At 33.6% G+C, this 20,581-nt stretch carries 18 protein-coding genes; 10 read left to right on the top strand and 8 right to left on the bottom strand.

The features are described 5' to 3' along the window. Nucleotides 1–59: 59 nt before the first annotated feature. Nucleotides 60–1,619 carry a hypothetical protein gene (locus tag IWX84_RS07315; protein ID WP_196850077.1) on the bottom strand — a complete coding sequence of 520 codons (1,560 nt, stop codon included), beginning with the start codon at nucleotides 1,617–1,619 and terminating at the stop codon, nucleotides 60–62. Between the two features lie 775 nt (nucleotides 1,620–2,394). Here IWX84_RS07315 and IWX84_RS07310 point away from each other — a divergent pair. Next, entirely contained in the window at nucleotides 2,395–3,531 is a 1,137-nt protein-coding gene (locus IWX84_RS07310) for an HlyD family secretion protein (RefSeq protein ID WP_196850076.1), read from the top strand. A 41-nt stretch (nucleotides 3,532–3,572) separates the two neighbouring features. Here the strand turns inward: IWX84_RS07310 and IWX84_RS07305 are convergent, their stop codons facing one another. Beyond that, entirely contained in the window at nucleotides 3,573–3,935 is a 363-nt protein-coding gene (locus tag IWX84_RS07305) for a four helix bundle protein (protein WP_196850075.1), read from the bottom strand. Between the two features lie 68 nt (nucleotides 3,936–4,003). Here IWX84_RS07305 and IWX84_RS07300 point away from each other — a divergent pair, with 68 nt between their 5' ends. Next, the gene (locus IWX84_RS07300) at nucleotides 4,004–6,172 is read left to right on the top strand and encodes a peptidase domain-containing ABC transporter (RefSeq protein WP_196850074.1); all 2,169 of its coding nucleotides are present in this window, start codon (nucleotides 4,004–4,006) and stop codon (nucleotides 6,170–6,172) included. Between the two features lie 140 nt (nucleotides 6,173–6,312). Here the strand turns inward: IWX84_RS07300 and IWX84_RS07295 are convergent, their stop codons facing one another. Together IWX84_RS07295 and IWX84_RS07290 are read right to left on the bottom strand one after the other, a co-directional pair. After that, a complete protein-coding gene (locus tag IWX84_RS07295; RefSeq protein WP_196850073.1) occupies nucleotides 6,313–7,566 on the bottom strand; it encodes an aspartate kinase in 1,254 nt (417 codons plus the stop codon). Between the two features lie 27 nt (nucleotides 7,567–7,593). Further along, on the bottom strand, nucleotides 7,594–8,073 hold the full coding sequence (locus tag IWX84_RS07290; protein WP_196850072.1) for a GNAT family N-acetyltransferase: 480 nt from the start codon (nucleotides 8,071–8,073) through the stop codon (nucleotides 7,594–7,596). 170 nt (nucleotides 8,074–8,243) lie between these two features. Here IWX84_RS07290 and fbp point away from each other — a divergent pair, with 170 nt between their 5' ends. Next, the gene (fbp, locus tag IWX84_RS07285) at nucleotides 8,244–9,263 is read left to right on the top strand and encodes a class 1 fructose-bisphosphatase (protein WP_196850071.1); all 1,020 of its coding nucleotides are present in this window, start codon (nucleotides 8,244–8,246) and stop codon (nucleotides 9,261–9,263) included. A gap of 48 nt (nucleotides 9,264–9,311) precedes the next feature. On the opposite strand, the gene IWX84_RS07280 is transcribed toward fbp, so the two are convergent. Further along, complete coding sequence (locus IWX84_RS07280; RefSeq protein WP_196850070.1) at nucleotides 9,312–9,740, bottom strand: TerB family tellurite resistance protein; 429 nt, start codon at nucleotides 9,738–9,740, stop codon at nucleotides 9,312–9,314. A gap of 179 nt (nucleotides 9,741–9,919) precedes the next feature. Between IWX84_RS07280 and IWX84_RS07275 the strand changes: the two genes are divergently transcribed. The 3 genes from IWX84_RS07275 to IWX84_RS07265 are packed head-to-tail and all read left to right on the top strand — an operon-like array spanning nucleotide 9,920 to nucleotide 12,517. Further along, the gene (locus IWX84_RS07275; RefSeq protein ID WP_196850069.1) at nucleotides 9,920–10,513 is read left to right on the top strand and encodes a HupE/UreJ family protein; all 594 of its coding nucleotides are present in this window, start codon (nucleotides 9,920–9,922) and stop codon (nucleotides 10,511–10,513) included. 3 nt (nucleotides 10,514–10,516) lie between these two features. Beyond that, nucleotides 10,517–10,948 (top strand): deoxycytidylate deaminase, encoded by a 432-nt coding sequence (locus tag IWX84_RS07270; protein ID WP_196850068.1) that lies wholly within the window; start codon nucleotides 10,517–10,519, stop codon nucleotides 10,946–10,948. Then, nucleotides 10,949–12,517, top strand: coding sequence for a S41 family peptidase (locus tag IWX84_RS07265; protein WP_196850067.1), 1,569 nt, complete (start codon nucleotides 10,949–10,951; stop codon nucleotides 12,515–12,517). Nucleotides 12,518–12,552: 35 nt separating this feature from the next. Here IWX84_RS07265 and IWX84_RS07260 read toward each other — a convergent pair whose 3' ends face one another. The 3 genes from IWX84_RS07260 to IWX84_RS07250 form a co-directional block, all read right to left on the bottom strand. Beyond that, the gene (locus IWX84_RS07260; protein ID WP_231385437.1) at nucleotides 12,553–13,173 is read right to left on the bottom strand and encodes an FAD-dependent oxidoreductase; all 621 of its coding nucleotides are present in this window, start codon (nucleotides 13,171–13,173) and stop codon (nucleotides 12,553–12,555) included. After that, entirely contained in the window at nucleotides 13,160–13,363 is a 204-nt protein-coding gene (locus IWX84_RS07255; protein WP_073204698.1) for a hypothetical protein, read from the bottom strand. Before IWX84_RS07255 ends, IWX84_RS07260 begins: the two co-directional genes overlap by 14 nt. Before the next feature lie 119 nt (nucleotides 13,364–13,482). Continuing rightward, complete coding sequence (locus IWX84_RS07250; protein ID WP_196850066.1) at nucleotides 13,483–14,061, bottom strand: MarC family protein; 579 nt, start codon at nucleotides 14,059–14,061, stop codon at nucleotides 13,483–13,485. Between the two features lie 125 nt (nucleotides 14,062–14,186). Here IWX84_RS07250 and IWX84_RS07245 point away from each other — a divergent pair, with 125 nt between their 5' ends. From IWX84_RS07245 to IWX84_RS07230, 4 genes are all read left to right on the top strand, one after another. Then, entirely contained in the window at nucleotides 14,187–15,221 is a 1,035-nt protein-coding gene (locus IWX84_RS07245; RefSeq protein ID WP_196850065.1) for an InlB B-repeat-containing protein, read from the top strand. A gap of 400 nt (nucleotides 15,222–15,621) precedes the next feature. Continuing rightward, nucleotides 15,622–16,188 (top strand): DUF3109 family protein, encoded by a 567-nt coding sequence (locus IWX84_RS07240; RefSeq protein ID WP_196850064.1) that lies wholly within the window; start codon nucleotides 15,622–15,624, stop codon nucleotides 16,186–16,188. A gap of 264 nt (nucleotides 16,189–16,452) precedes the next feature. After that, the gene (locus IWX84_RS07235; protein WP_196850063.1) at nucleotides 16,453–17,430 is read left to right on the top strand and encodes a ribonucleotide-diphosphate reductase subunit beta; all 978 of its coding nucleotides are present in this window, start codon (nucleotides 16,453–16,455) and stop codon (nucleotides 17,428–17,430) included. Between the two features lie 326 nt (nucleotides 17,431–17,756). Beyond that, nucleotides 17,757–20,186, top strand: coding sequence for a ribonucleoside-diphosphate reductase subunit alpha (locus tag IWX84_RS07230; protein ID WP_196850062.1), 2,430 nt, complete (start codon nucleotides 17,757–17,759; stop codon nucleotides 20,184–20,186). The last annotated feature ends 395 nt before the right edge of the window (nucleotides 20,187–20,581 follow it).

Below are 20,581 nucleotides of genomic sequence, written 5' to 3'. Positions count from 1 at the left end.
TTTTTACCCATCGTTATTTGAATTTTGCAACTCTAAATTACGATTATTTTAAGAAGCCATTAATTTGGCTTCTTTTTTATCGGACAACAATGATATTGAATAAACGTTTTTTCCTTATACGCATTTACTATTTTCGATACATATTTACTGTTGGTATCAAAAGTTTCCGAAAGCATTTGTATGGTAAGATTAGGCTGTAGAAAAGCTTTTTGAGTTTCAAAGTGGGTTAGTTTCACCAGAATTTGATTTACTAAATCTTCTGCGATTCCTATATCTTCTATTTTGCTAGGATTAGGTTTAATTTTTTTTGTTTCGGTAACAGGTATGCGATCGTCATTTGTTACGATTGCTTGATTCATAATGAAATCAAATCTCGCACGATATTGTTTTTTAAGTTTATACTGGTGAAATCCAAACATACCTATAGGGATAAACAGTAATAATAAGGTTCCTATTCCCCAATAAGATTGTATTTTGTCTTCTTTGAGAGACTTTATAAGACTTTCTTTTTCTATAATAAGATTAGGTGTATCGTATTCTTTTTGAAGTTTTTTAGTTAATTCTTTATAATTGATTTGCAAAACACTGTCAATATACATGTACTTAGTTATGTATTTTAATTGACTTGCTGCATCTCCTTTGTTTTTAAAATACGAAATCAAATAAGGATAACCACTCGTAAACTCGGGAGTAATCCTTTTCGTAATGTTATGGATAGAATCAACTTTAATGAAGTTTTTCACTGCTTTATCTTTGTAACCTAATCCATCATAAGCTTTTGCTGTATAATAATAAGAAGCTAATATATTTCCTTGATCTTTATAGAAAATCATTTTAGGAAATGCTTTCTTTATACTGTCCAAAGCAGCATAAAAGTTCTTCTTGAGCACTAAATTAGCCCCTTCATTTAAGGTAAAAAGAGCATTGCTCCGGTAATCTTTTGTCATTTTAGACTCTTGATAACCCAATTTGTTATAATAGGTAGCAGAATCTGATTGCTGTAATGCTTTGTGAGCATCCGCAAGTGCAAAAATAACAAGTTGAAACGAATAGGAATATTGGGGTGTTCGAACTGCTTTATCCTTATAATAATTAAAACATTCTCTATACAAATCTAATGCTTCTTGTACCTCGCCTAATTCTTCTGAGCGCAAAACGGCTATAGAAAATTTGACATCGTAATAAAAATCAGGGTTGTTTTTTTTAGCAAGACTTTCAGCAATTAAAAAATTATCAATAGCTTCCTTGTACTTAAACTGCTTTTTATAAACGTATCCTTTTCCGGAGTAGGCATAAGCAGGGAATTTTACATCGTTTAAATTTTTTGTATAGACTATAGCGCTATCTAGGTAGTGCAAGGCTTTCTCGTTTTCGGCTAGTAAAGAAAGTAAAAAGCACCCTCTAGCTTTTTGAACAGGATTATTTTCGCTTTTAGCTTTTATTAAATAAGCATTGGCGTATTCTAATTGTTTTTTCGGATTTCTCTCATTATCCCAAAAAAACTTCTTTAAATCATCATAAGGAAGTTGCTTCAAATCTTTTTTGTGTACTTGAGCAAGCAAAACAATTGGCAAAAAGAATAACAATAGGTTTTTATAGCAAAATAAGCGGAGCGTCATTGGTAATTTTTTACAAAAATACCACAAAAACTAAGAAATTTGTGATAAATAATTATTTAGGAGGTCAATTTAAAGAGCTAAAATGTAGCTGTTTACACATGCTCATACTTCTAAATTCCTGAATTCCGTATCGAAATTCCCGAATCTCGATAACGATAGTTTGCTTTGAAAGGGTTCTTCATCTAGTTTTGCCCTCAGGAAAGTGAAACGATTTTTAGTAAGACGTTACTGGAAAAACGAACTCTTTTTTGAAATTTAATTGGGCCAATTATAAGGGATTGCTTCAGCTGCATTGTAACCCTTTAAAAAAACAGAGCATAAGGGATTTGATATAGCTAATTTGTACCCTTTAAAAAAAACAGAGCAAGACGGAATTTACAGATGCCGAAAAAAGAATGTAGAAAGTGAACATGTATTCTCGAGAAACACCTTTTGTAAAACAAAAAAAAATGTTTAATCTTGCCTGTGGGCTTGGAGTAATGATTGTTGGCGTAGCTGTTGGGTATGGACTTTATTGTCTTGCAGACTGGGCAACAAGTTAATTTTGTGTATTATGAAACAAATTTTTTCAATTTTGCAACCATATTGGTTTAAATTGTTTATTGTTGGTGTTTTAATAGGTGCTTTTGTCGCACATATTCAAAAACTAAAACAATAAAAAAAGAATGTAAATAGGAATTGTTTTAATTCTTGTTTACAAATAAGAACCACAATATAATTTTGTATTGTGGTTCTTAAATAATTTAGTTTTAATTTTTTTGTTAATTTTTTACGCATGACCTTCAGTCAAGACCCCATAAACACCATAGAAAATCTTATTGCCAAAAACAAAACCAAGAGTATTTCTATCTATTTGGTTCTAGTTTTGGCAATTATTGTTTTTCTATTATTACTTCCCATTATCAAAATTGATATTAGCAGTCAGAGTCGAGGGATGATTCGCAGTACTACCGATAATGTTCCGCTAAGTTGTTTGGTCAACGGCAAAGTTACATTTGTCAAACTCAAGAACAATCAAGTAGTACACCTAGGTGATACGCTCGTAAGACTCACACAAGAAAATTTAGACACCGAAAAAGCGACCAATCAGGAACTTGCAGTCGATTTGCAGGACCGCATTCGGGATTTATCACTTGTCGTTTTAGGCAAAAATAGTTCGCTAAAAACTCCTGGCGTACAACAAGAATGGTACAGTTATCTGAGTAAAAAAAGTGAACTGCAAAGTAAAATTGCCCAAGCCAAAACTGGTTACGACCGCAACAAGCAATTGTATGACAAAGGCATAATTGCCAAAGCGGAATTCGAAAAATATAGTTTTGAGTACACTTATTCCCAACAAGCACTTTCCGGATTGGAGAAAACCCAGCGAAGCTTGTGGCAAAACAACAAGAGAGATCTTGAAGAACAACTCAAAAACCTAAATGGAACGCTGCAAAAAATAAAAGTGGAATCCAAAAATTATGTCATAACTGCGCCTTTATCAGGCACGATAGAAAATTTCTCTGGGTTTCAGGTAGGCTCTTTCTTGAACGCCTCTCAGCCAATTGCCACTATTTCGGCTACGGATAAACTAATTGTGGAAAGCACCGTTTCACCAAACGATATTGGACTGATACAGAAAAACCAAAAAGTAAAATTCCAGATTGATGCTTTCAATTACAACCAATGGGGATTACTGGAAGGGAAAGTAATTGACATCGACCATAATATTACCATTCAAGGAGAGCAAGCATTTTTTAAAGTACGATCTGCTTTGAATGTAACCACAATGAAATTACAATCGGGTTACAAAACCAAAGTCACCAAAGGAATGACCCTAACAACACGATACATTATAACAAGAAGAAGTTTATTTGATTTATTGTTTGATAAAGTAGATGATTGGTTAAACCCGAAAATAATTAGTAATTAGAAAGTAGTAATTAGAAATTGCTACTTACTACTTTCTAATTACTACTTACTAAGGTTTTCTTTCAGTTTTTTTGTTATGGATATCAAAAGTTTTAATAATTCCACACAATCATTAGACAATGAATCAAATTCAATTTTTGTGATGTATTCCGTTTCAAATAATAGTTCAAGCCAATACTGGGTTTCGTTTGCTTCTTTTAAAGCAATATATAGTTTATTTAGAAAGTCTTTCTTGCTTTGGGCAAATTCACTTTCTTTTATTAAAGCTCCTATTGCTGTTCCGCTTCGTAGTATTTGTTTTGAAAGAACAAATTCCTTTTTTGTGGATTGTAAATATTTAAAAGTGTTGATTATTCTAATCGCAAATTTTTTTGATTTAAGATGCAATACATTATCATTTTTCATAATTGTAATTTTTTAAAGATCGAAGGATTTTAAAATTACTAATTTCTAACTACTAATTTCTAATTAAATTGGCCTCAATAAAAATAAAACAACATGATATTAAAGATTGTGGTGCTGCTTGTCTCGCATCTATTGGAAATCATTATAAGGTTAATCTCCCTATAGCGCGCATTCGCCAATACGCAAATACCGATAAACGAGGTACAAATGTATTGGGAATTATAGAAGCCGCCGAGAAAATGGGCTTTACCGCCAAAGGGGTTAAAGGTGGCATGGATGCTATTGATAAAATTCCGCTTCCGGCTATTGCTCACGTTGTGGTAAAAGAACAGTTGCATCATTATATCGTAATCTATAAAGTTGAAAAGTCGAAAGTCGAAAGTCAATCAAAGATTACAGTAATGGATCCTGCTTTTGGCAAAATAGAAACCTATACTTACGAAGAGTTTCAAAAAATCTGGTCTGGTGTTTTGATTCTTTTTGCACCAAATGATGATTTTAGGACCTATAATGAAAAAATTGCTCCTATAAAACGCTTCTGGCATTTGGTTCAACCACACAAAACTATTCTGATTCAGGCTTTAGTCGGTGCTATACTTTTTACAGTTTTGGGATTAGCGATGTCTATTTATATCCAAAAAATAACCGATTACGTTTTGGTGGAAGGCAATAGAAAACTACTCAATTTATTGAGCGTTTCCATGATTGCCATAATTTTACTTCAAGCCTACATTGGTTCAAAAAAGAGCGTTTTTGTTATGAAAACGGGACAGTTGATCGATGCAAAATTGATTTTGGGCTATTACAAACATCTATTGCATTTGCCACAACGTTTTTTCGACACTATGCAAATTGGAGAAATAACCTCCAGAATAAATGATGCTGTAAAAATAAGATCTTTTATCAACGAGGTGGCCATCGACATGATTGTAAATGTGTTTATTGTTATTTTTTCATTCACGCTAATGTTTACCTATTATTGGAAATTGGCTTTGGTTATTTTGCTGGTGATTCCGTTTTATGGGACCATTTATTTTGTTTTAAATAAATTCAACAAGAAAGTAGAACGAAATATAATGGAAAATGCCGCTGAATTGCAAACTCAATTGGTCGAAAGTGTTACTCATATTAGAACGGTAAAAGAATTTGGAATAGAAGAGTTCTCTAATTTAAAAACCGAAAACAAATTCGTGAAATTGTTGTTCACAACTTATAAATCAGGTTTGAATAGTATTTTTGCAGGAACATCAACACAGTTTTTAGCATCGATTTTCACTGTTATTCTAATGTGGATTGGTTCGGGTTATGTGATTGATCGCGCCATCACTCCGGGAGAATTATTTTCATTTTATGCTTTGATTGGATACTTTACTTCGCCGGTAGCATCATTAATTGGAATGAATAAAACGGCTCAAAATGCATTAATAGCTGCAGACAGACTTTTTGAGATAATGGATTTAGAACGGGAAGAAACTGAGAATAAAGTAGCACTGCAAAGGGAAAATATTGGAGACATCAAATTTGAAAATGTAAGTTTTCGATATGGTTCACGAACTGAAGTTTTTAAAAACTTCAACGCCATTTTCAAAAAAAATGAAACCACAGCTATTGTTGGTGAAAGCGGTAGCGGTAAAACAACATTGATTTCGCTTTTGCAAAATTTATATCCTATAAAAGAAGGAAAAATTTATATTGGAGAGTATGATGCACAATTTATTCATTATCAAAGCTTACGTAATTGCATTGGAGTAATCCCACAACAACTCAATTTGTTTTCAGGAAATATTATAGAGAATATCGCTTTAGGTGATTCGTTTCCCAATATTCAGAGAATTTTAGATCTATCCAAACAATTAGGAATTACAGAATTTGTTGAAAAATTACCCAATGGTTTTGAAACTCAAATTGGCGAAAACGGAGCCATGCTCTCTGGCGGACAAAAACAACGAATTGCCATTGCCAGAGCATTATATAAAAATCCTGAAGTTTTATTGATGGATGAAGCTACATCCTCTTTGGACACCAATTCAGAACGTATTGTAAAAGAAGTGATTGATAATTTTAAATCTCAGGGAAAAACAGTTATCGTCATTGCCCATAGACTAAGCACCATTGCCAATGCAGATACTATTCTGGTAATGGAAAACGGAACAATTGTTGAGTCAGGAAATCATAAGTATCTACTAGAGCAAAAAGGCAAATATCATGATCTGTGGAGTAAACAAGGATTGGGATAGTCAAAACACTATAATTGTTAAATGAATCGTTGTGATTCTTTTGATTTTCGAAAGTCAGAAAGTGAATTTTCGGACGGTATATAAATGAAAAATGGAAGCCTTAGTGGGGCTTCCATTTTTCGGGTAAGAAATATATAACCTTATTCTTTGGTGACTACTTGCATGGTTTCGCGACTCACTTGTTTTAACAAAACCACTTTGTCTTTTTCAACGGTTTGTGCTGCATTATCATTGAAATGTCTAATGGTATATAAAGTTACATTTTCTTCAAAATCAACTTTAAATTTTTTGGATAAAAGGGCATTTAAGTCTTTGAAATTGCCAAATTTATCTTCAACGCAAACAGAAAAGCTAATAGCAGAATTCTGAATTAAGTTAACTTTGAGTTTGAATTGATGAAACAAAGCAAAAATTTCGCTGATGTTTTCTTCCATTATAAAAGAGAAATCTATAGAGGAAAGCGAAATCAAAAGTTGGTTTCTTTTGACAATAAAACAAGGTAAATATGGTTCTAAATCGGCACCTTTGGCAACACGAGTTCCTGGCAATAATGGATTAATAAACGATTTTACATACAAAGGAATCTCCTTTTTTTGCAAAGGTTGCAATGTTTTTGGGTGAATAACGGTAGCGCCATAAAACGCCAGTTCAATGGCTTCACGATACGAAATTTGATTCAGCAAACTTGCGTTTTCAAAATATCTTGGGTCAGCATTCATAACTCCCGGAACATCTTTCCAGATTGTTACACTTTCGGCATTTAAACAATAAGCAAAAATGGCAGCGGTATAATCAGAACCTTCACGACCTAAAGTGGTGGTGAAATTATTTGCATCAGAACCCAGGAAACCTTGCGTAATATTCAGAATTTTTCTTTTTACAGTTTTGGAAATATTTTTTTGTGTCAATTCCCAATCTACTTCCGCATCTCTATAATTGGCGTCGGTTTTTATGAAATTGCGCACATCCAGCCATTGTGTTTTTATTCCCATAAAACTCATAAAATGGCTTAATATAGTGGTCGAAATTAATTCACCATAACTTACAATTTGATCGTAAACGAAATTGTAATTTGGAGATTTATTATGAGCCAAAAAATATTCTAAATCTGTAAATTGTGAATTAACAGCAGCGAAAACTACATTTTTTTCATCCTCAAATAAATCCATTAAGATTTGATTGTGGTATTTTTTTACTTCTTGAACCGAAGAATTTAATTCGGCTGATTTATCGAAATAATTTTTAATAACCAGCTCCAATGCATTTGTAGTCTTTCCCATGGCAGAAACCACCAACAATACATCTTCATAACCCACTTTTTGTAAAACGTCATAAACGTTTTTAATTCCTTCCGCGTCTTTCACAGAAGCACCACCAAATTTGAATACTCTCATATTTTTTAAACAAAAAAATTTGTAATTTTATTTCAATCTATTATCTACAAAATAGTTGATTCCTTCCTCATCCATTTGTGCCAAATACCAATTTTTCAGGACTTTTGCACCTGATTTTTCATAAAATTCGATCGCAGGTGTATTCCAGTCCAGAACATGCCAGTCAATTCTTCGAACATTGTCTCTCTTACCTTGTTTGATAATTTCTGAATACAAAGCGTAGCCTAATCCAGTGCCTCTCATCTTGTCTTTTACCACTAGATCTTCAAGGTGGATTATTTTTCCTTTCCAGGTGGAATAACGATAATAATACAACGCAATTCCCACAATTTCTTTTTCAACTTCGGCTACAAAAACATGAAATAAAGGAGTTGGGCCAAAACCATCACGAACTAAATCATCTACGGTTACAAGAACAGCATCTGGTTCTTTTTCAAATTCGGCTAATTCTTGTATTAGACCTAGAACAGCGCGCATGTCTTCTGGTTTTCCTTTTCTGATATTCATAAATTCTTATTTTTAATATTTTCAATTGATGAAAATAAAGCTTTTTAGCTTAAAATTCAGCAATTTTTAAAGCAAATATACAATAGTGACAAACTAAGTAAATATTATTCAAATCATTTTCACAAAAAAACCGATATTTGTGACTTCAAAATAACTACAACGATTTCGTAATGGAAGAACGCAACAGAACACTAGGTGAATTTATCATCGAAAACCAAAATGCTTTTCAATATTCGTCAGGCGAATTATCCCGAATTATCAACTCCATCCGACTGGCTGCAAAAGTGGTCAACTACAAAGTGAATAAGGCCGGATTAGTGGATATAATAGGCGCTGCCGGTGAACAAAATATTCAAGGAGAAGATCAACAAAAACTGGATGTATATGCCAATGAAGTTTTTATTCAAACTTTGATAAATAGAGAAATTGTTTGCGGCATCGCCTCCGAAGAAAACGATGATTTCATCACTGTTGAAGGAAGCGATAAAAGCCATAATAATAAATATGTAGTTTTAATGGATCCGCTTGACGGCTCATCAAATATTGATGTGAATGTATCTGTTGGAACCATATTTTCTGTTTATAGAAGAGTGACTCCGATAGGTACTCCAGTTACAATCGAAGATTTTTTACAACCGGGAATTAATCAAGTGGCTGCGGGCTATGTGATTTATGGAACTTCTACAATGCTAGTTTATACAACGGGGCATGGCGTAAACGGATTTACTTTAAACCCAGCAATTGGAACGTTTTATTTATCTCATCCCAACATGCAGTTTTCTAAAGATGGAAATATTTATTCCATAAATGAAGGAAACTATGTTCATTTTCCTCAAGGGGTGAAAGATTACATTAAATATTGTCAGCTGGAAGAAGAAGATAGACCGTATACTTCTCGTTATATAGGAAGTTTAGTTTCCGATATTCACAGAAATATGATAAAAGGAGGGATTTATATTTATCCTACCAGTTCTAAAGCTCCAAAAGGGAAATTGCGTTTATTATATGAATGCAATCCAATGGCATTTATTGTAGAACAGGCTGGAGGAAAAGCTTCGGACGGTTTTGGGAGTATCATGGAAATTATCCCTACGGAATTACATGAGCGTGTTCCATTTTTCTGCGGAAGCTCCAATATGGTAGAAAAAGCAGAAGATTTTATGCAAAAAGCAAAATTGAGCAAGTACTAAAAACAAAATCTATAAAAAAAGCTTCCGCCATGGCGGAAGCTTTTTTATTTATGAATGCTTCAACATTTCAGTGACGAAAGCATCTAAATCTACTTTTTCATCTACCAATATCATTGCTTTTTCAATGATGTAATCCACGTTTTCCGGAGTAAAACCTAATGCTAATCCGATTTTTCTTAACAACAAATCTTGTTTGTCTCCTAAATGGTGATCAACATGAACCATTCTGGCTAAATCGAACAAACGCTCTAGTCTTTGCTCGTGCAAATACGGAGGATTGATAGGATATTTTAATGGGTTTTCTAAAATTTCTGCATATTCTGCTGGAGAAATTTCTAGTTTTAAAGCTAGTTTGTTTAAAAACTCTTTTTCCTCTGGAGCAAATTTTCCATCTGCAAGTGCCACACGAACAATAGCTGAAAAATGACCTTTATTTCTTTGTTTGAATTCGCTATCAAATAAATCTGAAAATGACATAATTATAATTTTTTATCTTACAAAGATAAATCTATTTTTAAATTTATTGATTTTAATTTTCTTATAAATTTTGTTTTCTCAATTTGAGCTTTTTTAAGCAATGATTTATTTTTTGAAATCAATCATTTTCAAAATTAATCGTAAGTTTACAAACCCAATCTCAACCTATATTATTTACTATGTCAGAATTTTGGATTTATTTTCAAATAGGATTAAAACATGTTTTGGATATTCATGCTTATGATCATGTTTTGTTTTTAATAGCTTTAACAGTTCCGTTCTTATTTAAGGACTGGCAACGAATAGTATTGCTGGTGTCAATGTTCACAATTGGTCATACTTTGGCTCTATTATTGTCAATATTTGGAATAATTGCCATTAAAGTTAATGTGGTCGAATTATTAATTCCAATAACCATATTAATCGTAGCTTTGTTTAGCATTTTTACATCAGGGAAATCAAATAAAAAAGAAAGCATAAATCTGGTATTTTTTATCACTCTTTTCTTTGGAATAATTCATGGTTTGGGTTTTTCAAATTATTTTAAATCGATACTTGGCGGCAGCCCCAGCTCGAAATTATTACCGTTGTCTGAATTTGCATTGGGTATTGAAGCGGCTCAAATCGTAGTTGTTTTTGTTGTTTTGGTTCTATCCTATATTGTGCAAACGGTTTTTAGATTTTCTAAAAGAGACTGGACTTTGGTCATGTCAGCGTTTATAATAGGAGTAGTTTTACCAATGATTGTAGAAAGTAAAATCTGGATTAGATAAAAAATGGAATTAGGTAAATTAAATAAATACGATAAAGCGTATCTTAGGATTGCAACAGAATGGGGTCTTTTGTCGTATTGTAAAAGAAAACAAGTGGGCGCAATAATCGTTAGAGATCGAATGATAATCTCCGATGGTTATAACGGGACGCCTTCGGGATTTAAAAATTGTTGTGAAGATAATGAAGGATTAACACGCTGGGATGTGTTGCATGCTGAAGCAAATGCTATTTTAAAAGTGGCACGATCGACACAGTCTTGTGAAGGAGCGACATTGTATATTACGCTTTCTCCATGTAAAGAATGCAGTAAATTAATTCACCAATCCGGGATAAAAAGAGTTGTGTATCATAATGGATATCGAGATGATTCAGGAATTCAATTTTTGATAAAAGCAGGAATAGAAGTAGAGCATATTCCTATATTAGAAGAGTAAATGAAAATTAATAATAAATACCTGCCCATATATTTTTGCGTAACTCTTGCTTTAGGAGTTATTCTGGGGAGTGTATTGAGTTTTTCAAACCAAAATCAATTTTTTGCCAAAAACAATTCTAAAAATAAGCTGAATAGACTTATTGATTTTATTAATAACGAGTATGTAGATAGCGTAAATACCGATTCTATAGTAAATCTTACCGTTGATAATATTTTGGCAAAATTGGATCCACATTCCGTTTATATTCCGCCAACTGAGCAAGCAGAAGTTGTTGAAAGCATGAAAGGAGACTTTGTAGGTATTGGGGTGAATTTCTACATGTATAATGATTCTGTTGCCATAATAAAAACTGTTGAAAATGGCCCTTCGGCAAAAGCTGGAGTAAAAGCAGGCGACCGGATTTTGTATGCTGACAAAACCAAATTATTTGGACGTAAATTGCCTAATGATAGTTTGTTTTCCAAATTAAAAGGATCAATAGGTTCTGTTATTGAACTTACGGTTTACAGAAAATCAGAAGGTAAAAAGATTAAAGTAAAAATAAAAAGAGATGTAATTCCGCTTAAAAGTGTTGATGTTTCTATGCTTTTGAAAAATAATACGGGTTACATAAAAATCAATCGATTTGCTGAAACTACGTATAACGAGTTTGCAGCAGGGCTTTTGAGTTTGAAAAAACAAGGCGCCAGATCATTGATAATAGACGTGCGCGATAATGGCGGAGGCTATATGGAAGAAGCTATCGCGATAGCCGATGAGTTGTTGAAAGACAAACAATTAATTGTTTTCACCAAAAATAAAAAAGGTACTATTGAAAAAACATTTGCCACAAAACTAGGAAGTTTTGAAACCGGAAATGTATATGTGTTGATTAATGAAAATAGTGCGTCTGCCAGTGAAATTCTCGCTGGAGCAATCCAAGATAATGACAGAGGAACTATTGTAGGACGCAGATCTTTTGGTAAAGGATTAGTACAACGAGAAATGGATTTTGAGGATGGTTCGGCAGTGCGATTGACTATTGCCAGATATTACACTCCAACGGGACGTTCCATACAAAAACCGTATTCAAAAGGGAATGAAGATTATTTCAAAGAATCGGATGCGCGTTTTCAAAACGGAGAATTATACAGTAAAGACAGTATAAAAGTTTCGGACACATTGAAGTTCAAAACTAAAAAAGGTAAAATTGTTTACGGCGGTGGCGGAATTGTTCCTGATGTTTTTGTGCCTCTTGAAGTGGAACATGGCAGTGAAAGTACGGCTTATTTGTTGGAATCAGGTATTGTGGGGCATTTTGTTTTCGAACAATTAGATGCCAACAGGAATATTTTTAAAGGCTTGACTTTTCAACAGTTTAAAGCTAAAATGGATGCAACCGATGTGTATTTTAATTCTTTTCAAAAATACATTTTTCAAAACGGATTGGATTTGAAATTTGGAAAAAGCAAGTCTTTTGTAAAACGTTACATCACCGCAGAATTTGCGCGCCAACTATACGGTGAAAATTATTACTATGAAATTGTATTGAAAGAAGATGCGATGATAAAAGCAATTTTGAAATAGAAATAACTCAATTATGGTTTATTGAGAATTGCGACTTATCTTATACTGTCGTGATAATGAGTCTGCACTCCGCCATTCCACAAGGTAAGAATGTCAGTAGCAACTGCGGCACCACTTCCGGCAGCAATGGCTAATTGACTTCTATGTCCCGCTAAAGTTCCAATCACATAAATTCCATCAGCAACTTTTTGGTCATTGTTTTTTAGCTGAATTCGTTGTTTCTCAGGGAGTGATTTTAGATGTGGTTCCACGTACTGCATTAAACCTTCAATTGCAAAAGTATTGGCAGAGCCAATCCCTACAACAATTGTTTTTGTTTTGTAAGTATTCCTATTTGTAGTGACTAAGAATTCTGGAAATTCCCCTTCGATTTTAAACACTTTTTCGTTTGGAATTTGTGCAATATGAGGATAAGTTTCGGAAAGATGCTGGATACTTTTAACTAATAAATGGGAGCCTAAAGTACCTGGTGCAATTCCATACGCATTATTAAATATCGCATCCTGAAGAGAGGATGCTTTTTGATGGGTAAAAATCCCAATTTTTTTATCGGATGCAAATGCTTTATTTTTTGCAGAACCCAAAACGAGTGCGCATGACATTCCCGAGACACCGCCACCTAGAATTAAAACGTCAAGAATATTAGAATTTGTCATTCATTTTTTCTTCAATTTTTTTAGACATTCTAAAAATCAAAAGAATTAAAACGGCACACAAAGAAGCGGCAACACCTATAATAGCATATAGGCTATTACCTTGAAAGGGATGGCTAAAATCAAGTAAAGTAACATTAAATATGATTAAAGCTAAGGCTAAAAACACGAGTATGTTAGTGAAGATTTTCATGATATTTTTTTGTTTTTTAATGAAAAATTTAAGATTATTTATTTAAAAAATTTATTTTAATAAAAATCAAATATTTTTATGCATTGTTGCGTTATGGGGTAAATTTAGGTAAATTTATTTTACACAAACAAACCTTTAACATTAGCAGCGAATAATTTAACAGCGATGGCTAGAAGAACTACTCCAAAAGTCTTTCTAATTACCCCTAATCCGTTTTCGCCTAATAGTTTTTCGATTCTCGCAGAGGATTTCAATACGGCATACACCAGAATGATATTTAGAATTATGGCAACAACAATATTAATAGTTTGAAATTCCGCTTTCAAGGATAATAAAGTGGTCATAGTTCCGGCTCCGGCAACAAGCGGGAACGCTATTGGGACTATTGATGCAGAGCTAGCGGCTTCATCGCGATACAAGCGGATGCCTAAGATCATTTCTAATGCCAAGAAAAACAAAACAAAAGATCCTGCAACGGCAAAAGAATTAACATCGATTCCAATTAAATTTAAAAATTCTTCACCTACAAAAAGAAAGACAATCATAATGGCTCCTGAAGCTAAAGTTGCTTTTTCTGATTCGATATGTCCAAATTTCGCTCTTAAATCGATGATAATGGGGATAGTACCAATAATGTCAATTACAGCAAAAAGGACCATACTTACGGTTACAATTTCTCTGATGTCAAATCCTATCATAGCTTTTTATTTACAAAGTTACAGATTTATTTGGGCTTTTAGTTTTTAGTAATCAAATACAAACTTATAAAGTATATTTTTTAGTTCATTTGGAAATGGTTAATATTGTATTTCAATAATACTATATGAAAAATAAAATATCGGCATTAATAATTTCATTGTTTTTTCTAGTTAGTTGTTCAAAACCAGATGACACACAATATACGGTGAGTTTTAATTCAAATGGAGGAAATGATATTCCTGTTCAAATTGTGAGAGCGGGTTCTAATATTAAAGAAGTAGCCCCAGTAAATAAAGGGTTTGTTTTTGCGGGATGGTATTATGATTCTGAACTTCTGCTTAAATTTAAATATGAAAACCCAATAAATAGAGATCTCACTTTATATGGACAATGGACGCCAACTTCTCTAAATGTAAGCGCAACTTCGTATTCGTCAAATACTAATGGAATTACTTCTTTTGCTCAGGATATGATATTTGACAACGCTGGTAATTTATGTTTATCAACAGGTGATGGTATATATAAAATAAGTGCTTCTGGAGCTGTTTCTACTTTTGTTACTGGAGCTTATTCTTCAATGTCTTTTGATTCAAATGGAAATTTATTTGCTTTATTACCAGAAAATTTTCAAACAACAATTCATAAAATTGATATTAACGGGAATGTGACAATTTTTAAAAAAGTTGATTTTTTTGTTGCAGACTTGGTTTTTGATAAAAAGACTGGAGTTTTATTTGTAAGTGATGCTAATCATGGGAAGTTAAATAAAATTGATGCAAATGGAAACATTTCGGAATTTGCTAGTTATGCTGGAATTGGAGACTTTACTATCGATCCTTTTGGAAATTATTATATAGGAAATTACTTATACATAAGTAAAATAGATCTCGAAGGAAGAAATAGTTCATTTTCTTCTTCGGATCGTTTTGGCTCATATTCATTAATATGTGATAGTAAAGGCAATTTATATACGACAAGTACATTTGAAACTATTAGTAAAATCACACCAACTGGTGCAGTAGTATCTTTTAAATTAGACGGTAGTATGGGGAGTATAAGAGGTATGACTATCGACAAAGACAATAATATTTATGTGGATTTGTCAAATGGGAATGGAAACTTTAAATATATAAACACTATTTTAAAGATTACATACTAATCTGTAATCTTTAAGTTTAGTGTTGTTTGAAACTAATAGAAAGCCAATGTTTTTGAGATTGTCTCTCATGTGATTTTTAGATTGTAAAGCCGTCTTCTGGCTCCTACAAACGGAGGAAAAGCCAACGGAATAATTAAAATTGAGATTGCTTTTTCGTCGCGATAGATGCGAATTTCTAGAGTCATTTCTAATACGAAATAGAATTAAACAAATGAACCGGAGTGGATATGCAAATTAAATAGGCTTGTTTTTTGATTCATGCGCTGCTATTATTGGTTAGGTAAAACAAAAAAACTGGATACTGGATTTGTGTCGGCTTATATAAAAATCAACATTTAACAGATAGGCTTTGTCTTTGTTTAACTACCTTTGCACTTTATAATCACAGTACCCCAAAAGAATGTTTCAATTAGGAAAAACCATTGTCTCAGAAGACATACTCGGAAAAGATTTTGTTTGCAATTTATCAGCTTGTAAAGGCGCTTGCTGTGTTGATGGTGACGCCGGAGCTCCGTTGAGTCTTGAAGAAACTAAAATTTTGGAGGAAATTTATCCTAAGGTTAAACCCTTTTTACGCAAACAGGGGATTGCAGCAATTGAAGCGCAAGGAACTTGGGTAACCGGAACTGATGGTGAACTTGAAACGCCATTAATTGACAATAAAGATTGTGCTTATGTTATTTTTGATGGCAAAACTGCTCTTTGCGGTATCGAACAAGCCTATAATCAAGGAATAATTGACTGGAAAAAACCTGTTTCCTGTCATCTGTACCCAATCCGTGTGAAAGACTTTACCGAGTTTGCCGCTGTCAATTATGACAAGTGGGATATTTGCGACCCAGCCTGTTCATTAGGTCAGGAACTTGAAGTACCAGTGTATAAATTTGTCAAAGAAGCGTTGATAAGAAAGTTTGGAGAAGACTGGTATGCAGAGCTGGAAAAAGTAGCTTTGGACATGAAAAAATAAATTTAAAATACTGAATTTATTTCTTGTTTTTTATTTTTTAAATCCTATATTTTACGGGGCTTTGCCTACTTTTTTGTTTTTTAATTCACTGATGTTCAGATTTTTAAAAAAAGCAGCAAAAATATTCCGATTTACCCCATTTGTTAAAAACTATCGCCGATTGTGAATAAGTTTGACTTTTATTAGTCGCAATATTTTGCAATCTTTGTAACTCTCGAAAAGCTTAAAATTTCGTTAAAATTTCAAAAAAAACACACACTTATAATGGCGCAACTAGAACCAATTTTACAAGAAAATAAAAATCGTTTCGTAATTTTTCCTATCAAACACCATGATATTTGGGAATGGTACAAGAAAATGGAAGCTAGTTTCTGGACTGCTGAAGAAATAGATTTGTCTCAGGATTTAAATGACTGGAATAACAAGCTTTCTGATGAGGAACGTTATTTTGTAAAACACATTCTTGCTTTTTTTGCTGCTTCTGACGGAATTGTAAATGAAAATTTAGCGGAGAATTTTGTAAATGAAGTACAATATGCGGAAGCAAAATTTTTCTATGGTTTCCAAATCATGATGGAAAACATTCACAGTGAAACCTATTCGTTATTGATTGACACTTATGTAAAAGATGAAGCGGAAAAAGATGAATTGTTCAATGCTTTAGAAGTTTTTCCTGCTATTAAGAAAAAAGCAGACTGGGCTTTGAAATGGATTGAATCTGATTCGTTTGCCGAAAGATTGATTGCATTTGCTGCTGTGGAAGGAATTTTCTTTTCGGGAGCATTTTGTTCTATTTATTGGTTGAAAAAACGTGGATTAATGCCAGGATTGACATTTTCAAACGAATTGATTTCTCGTGACGAAGGAGTTCACTGTGATTTTGCAGTGCATTTACACAACCACCACTTGGTAAATAAAGTGCCAAAAGAAAGAATTAGAAGCATTATTGTAGATGCTTTAAATATCGAAAGAGAGTTTATTACAGAATCACTTCCGGTGAGTTTGATAGGAATGAATGCGGGATTAATGACGCAATATTTAGAATTTGTTGCCGATAGATTATTAGTTGAATTAGGTTGCGATAGAGAATACAATACTTCAAACCCATTTGACTTTATGGATATGATTTCGCTACAAGGAAAAACCAACTTTTTTGAAAAGAAAGTTGCTGAATATCAAAAAGCGGGGGTTATGAATACTGACGTTGAAGCTCAAAAAATAACTTTTGACGCTGATTTTTAGTAATTAGCCACAAAGGCGCAAAGGAAAGATTTGGTTTTATAAAAAATAAAAGAGTTAAATCTTATCTTTTCCTCATTTGCATCCTGATTTTAGACTGAATTTCTCCCTGATAACAAAGCCCTAGCCCCGATGGAAGGGAAAATCCTTTTTATTTTATAGTCCCAGCGCAGCAGGACTAAAAAATAAAAAGATTGGAATGACAGCGGGATTAGCTCCAAAAAGAGAAATTGGAATTAATAATAGAATAAAAGGATGCTGAAATAAATTCAGCATAAACAAATAACGAAAAACAGCGAAGGGATTTTCTGTTTTAAAACAAAAAAACTATGTACGTAATAAAAAGAGACGGCCACAAAGAGCCGGTAATGTTCGACAAAATCACAGATAGAATTAAAAAACTGTGTTATGGTTTGAATGATTTGGTTGATGCCGTGAAAGTGGCAATGCGCGTTATTGAAGGGCTTTATGATGGAGTTTCGACTTCTGAGTTGGATAACCTTGCTGCCGAAACCGCCGCCTCGATGACGATTGCGCATCCGGATTATGCACAATTAGCCGCTCGAATCGCTATCTCAAATTTACATTCGAATACTAAAAAATCATTCTCGGAAACGATGCATGACATGTTTAATTATGTAAACCCAAGAAACGGTCAATATGCACCATTGCTTTCTGAGGAAGTACATCAAGTAATTATGGATAATGCGGAGTTTTTAGACTCACATATTATATACAATAGAGATTTCAACTACGATTATTTTGGTTTCAAAACCTTGGAACGTTCGTATTTGTTAAAAATAAATGGTAAAATCGTTGAGCGTCCGCAGCATATGTTGATGCGTGTTTCGGTTGGAATTCACTTAGACGATTTGAAGTCGGTGATAGAAACGTACGACTTAATGTCGAAAAAATTCTTCACGCATGCTACGCCTACGTTGTTCAACGCTGGAACGCCAAAACCTCAAATGTCTTCTTGTTTCCTTTTGGCTATGCAAGATGATAGCATTGACGGAATTTACGATACGCTAAAACAAACGGCAAAAATCTCTCAATCAGCAGGTGGAATTGGACTCTCTATTCACAATGTAAGAGCTACAGGTTCTTATATTCGTGGAACGAACGGAACCTCCAATGGAATTGTTCCAATGTTGCGAGTTTTTAATGATACCGCACGTTATGTTGATCAAGGTGGTGGAAAACGAAAAGGAAGTTTTGCCATTTATATTGAAACTTGGCATGCTGATATTTTTGACTTTCTGGACTTGAAAAAGAATACTGGAAAAGAAGAAATGCGCGCCAGAGATTTATTTTTCGCGATGTGGACTTCGGATTTGTTTATGAAACGCGTACAAGAAGACAGTTACTGGACCTTGATGTGTCCTAATGAATGTCCAGGATTGTATGATGTTTATGGCGAAGAATTTGAAGCGATGTATATTGATTACGAGAAGCGTGGAAAAGGTAGAAAAACCATTAAAGCACATGAATTGTGGGAGAAAATTCTAGAATCGCAAATCGAAACTGGAACACCTTATATGTTGTACAAAGATGCAGCCAATAGAAAATCAAATCAGAAAAATCTGGGTACGATTCGTTCTTCGAATTTGTGTACGGAGATTATGGAATATACGTCCAAAGACGAAATTGCGGTTTGTAACTTGGCTTCGCTTTCGTTGCCAATGTTTGTAGAAAACGGAAAATTTAACCACGATTTGTTTTATACTGTTACCAAGCGCGTAACGAGAAACTTAAACAAAGTAATTGATAGAAATTATTATCCAGTAAAAGAAGGAGAGAATTCTAATAAACGACACCGTCCAATTGGATTAGGAGTACAAGGATTAGCAGATGCATTTATCATGTTGCGTTTGCCTTTTACGAGTGATGAAGCGAAGAAACTGAATCAAGAAATTTTTGAAACTTTATATTTTGCAGCTGTAACGGCATCGATGGAAATGGCCAAAGAAGAAGGTCCATATTCGTCATTTGAAGGATCGCCAATATCTCAAGGGGAATTTCAATACAATTTATGGGGAATGAAAGATGAGGAATTATCAGGTCGCTGGGATTGGGCCTCTTTGCGAAAAGAAGTGATGGAACACGGCGTAAGAAACTCGTTATTAGTGGCGCCGATGCCAACAGCTTCCACTTCTCAAATTTTGGGTAACAATGAAGCTTTCGAACCTTATACTTCTAATATTTACACCAGAAGAGTACTTTCAGGAGAATTTATTGTGGTAAACAAACATTTGTTGCACGATTTAGTGGAACGTGGTCTGTGGAACGAAACTTTGAAACAAGAATTAATGCGAAATAACGGTTCGGTTCAAGCGCTGGATATTCCGCAAGACTTGAAAGAATTATACAAAACCGTTTGGGAATTGTCCATGAAAGACATTATCGATATGTCACGCCAACGCGGATATTTTGTAGATCAATCACAATCGTTGAACTTGTTCATGCAAAACGCTAATTATTCTAAATTGACCTCGATGCATTTCTACGCTTGGCAATCCGGATTGAAAACAGGAATGTATTATTTAAGAACAAAAGCTGCGGTGGATGCGATTAAGTTTACATTAAACAACGATAAAAAAGCAGAGCCAATTGAGGTAAAAGAGCAACCACTCATGGAGCGGTTAGAGTCGATCGCTGTTTTGAATGAACCTGCTGAAATGAATGCTGACGAATACAAAGCGATGATTGAACTGGCAAAAAATGCTGGTCCAGATGATTGTGAAATGTGTGGGTCATAGTTTCACACTTACTAAGAACGACGATTTTATATAATTAGAAAACTGCCGTTCTCCTTTTTGTGAGGAGAATGGCTTTTTTTTAGTATTTTTTTCTTAGAGCTATTTCCTTTGGAGCTATTTCCTGCTATGCGTTTACATCTTCTGTGCCTCCCGAAGTTTCGGGACGCCGTAGAAGGATTTTCATTTCTATCAGGGCTAGGGCATTCCGTTTGCAGAAAAATATTTGACCAAGCATTCAGCTTAATCTTTTGTACGAATAAATTGCTATATTTGAGAGCAGTCGTAAAACATTTCACAATAAGGTAAATATAAAATTTTTGTGTATTGTTGAAAAATTAATATTTAAATGTTTTTTCAATTTTAAGGAGTTGTGCTTATTTACGAGTTAACTGTCA

It is taken from the genome of Flavobacterium sp. CG_9.10, assembly GCF_015752245.1.
Lineage (GTDB): Bacteria > Bacteroidota > Bacteroidia > Flavobacteriales > Flavobacteriaceae > Flavobacterium.
This window is presented reverse-complemented; position numbering and strand designations above follow the sequence as displayed.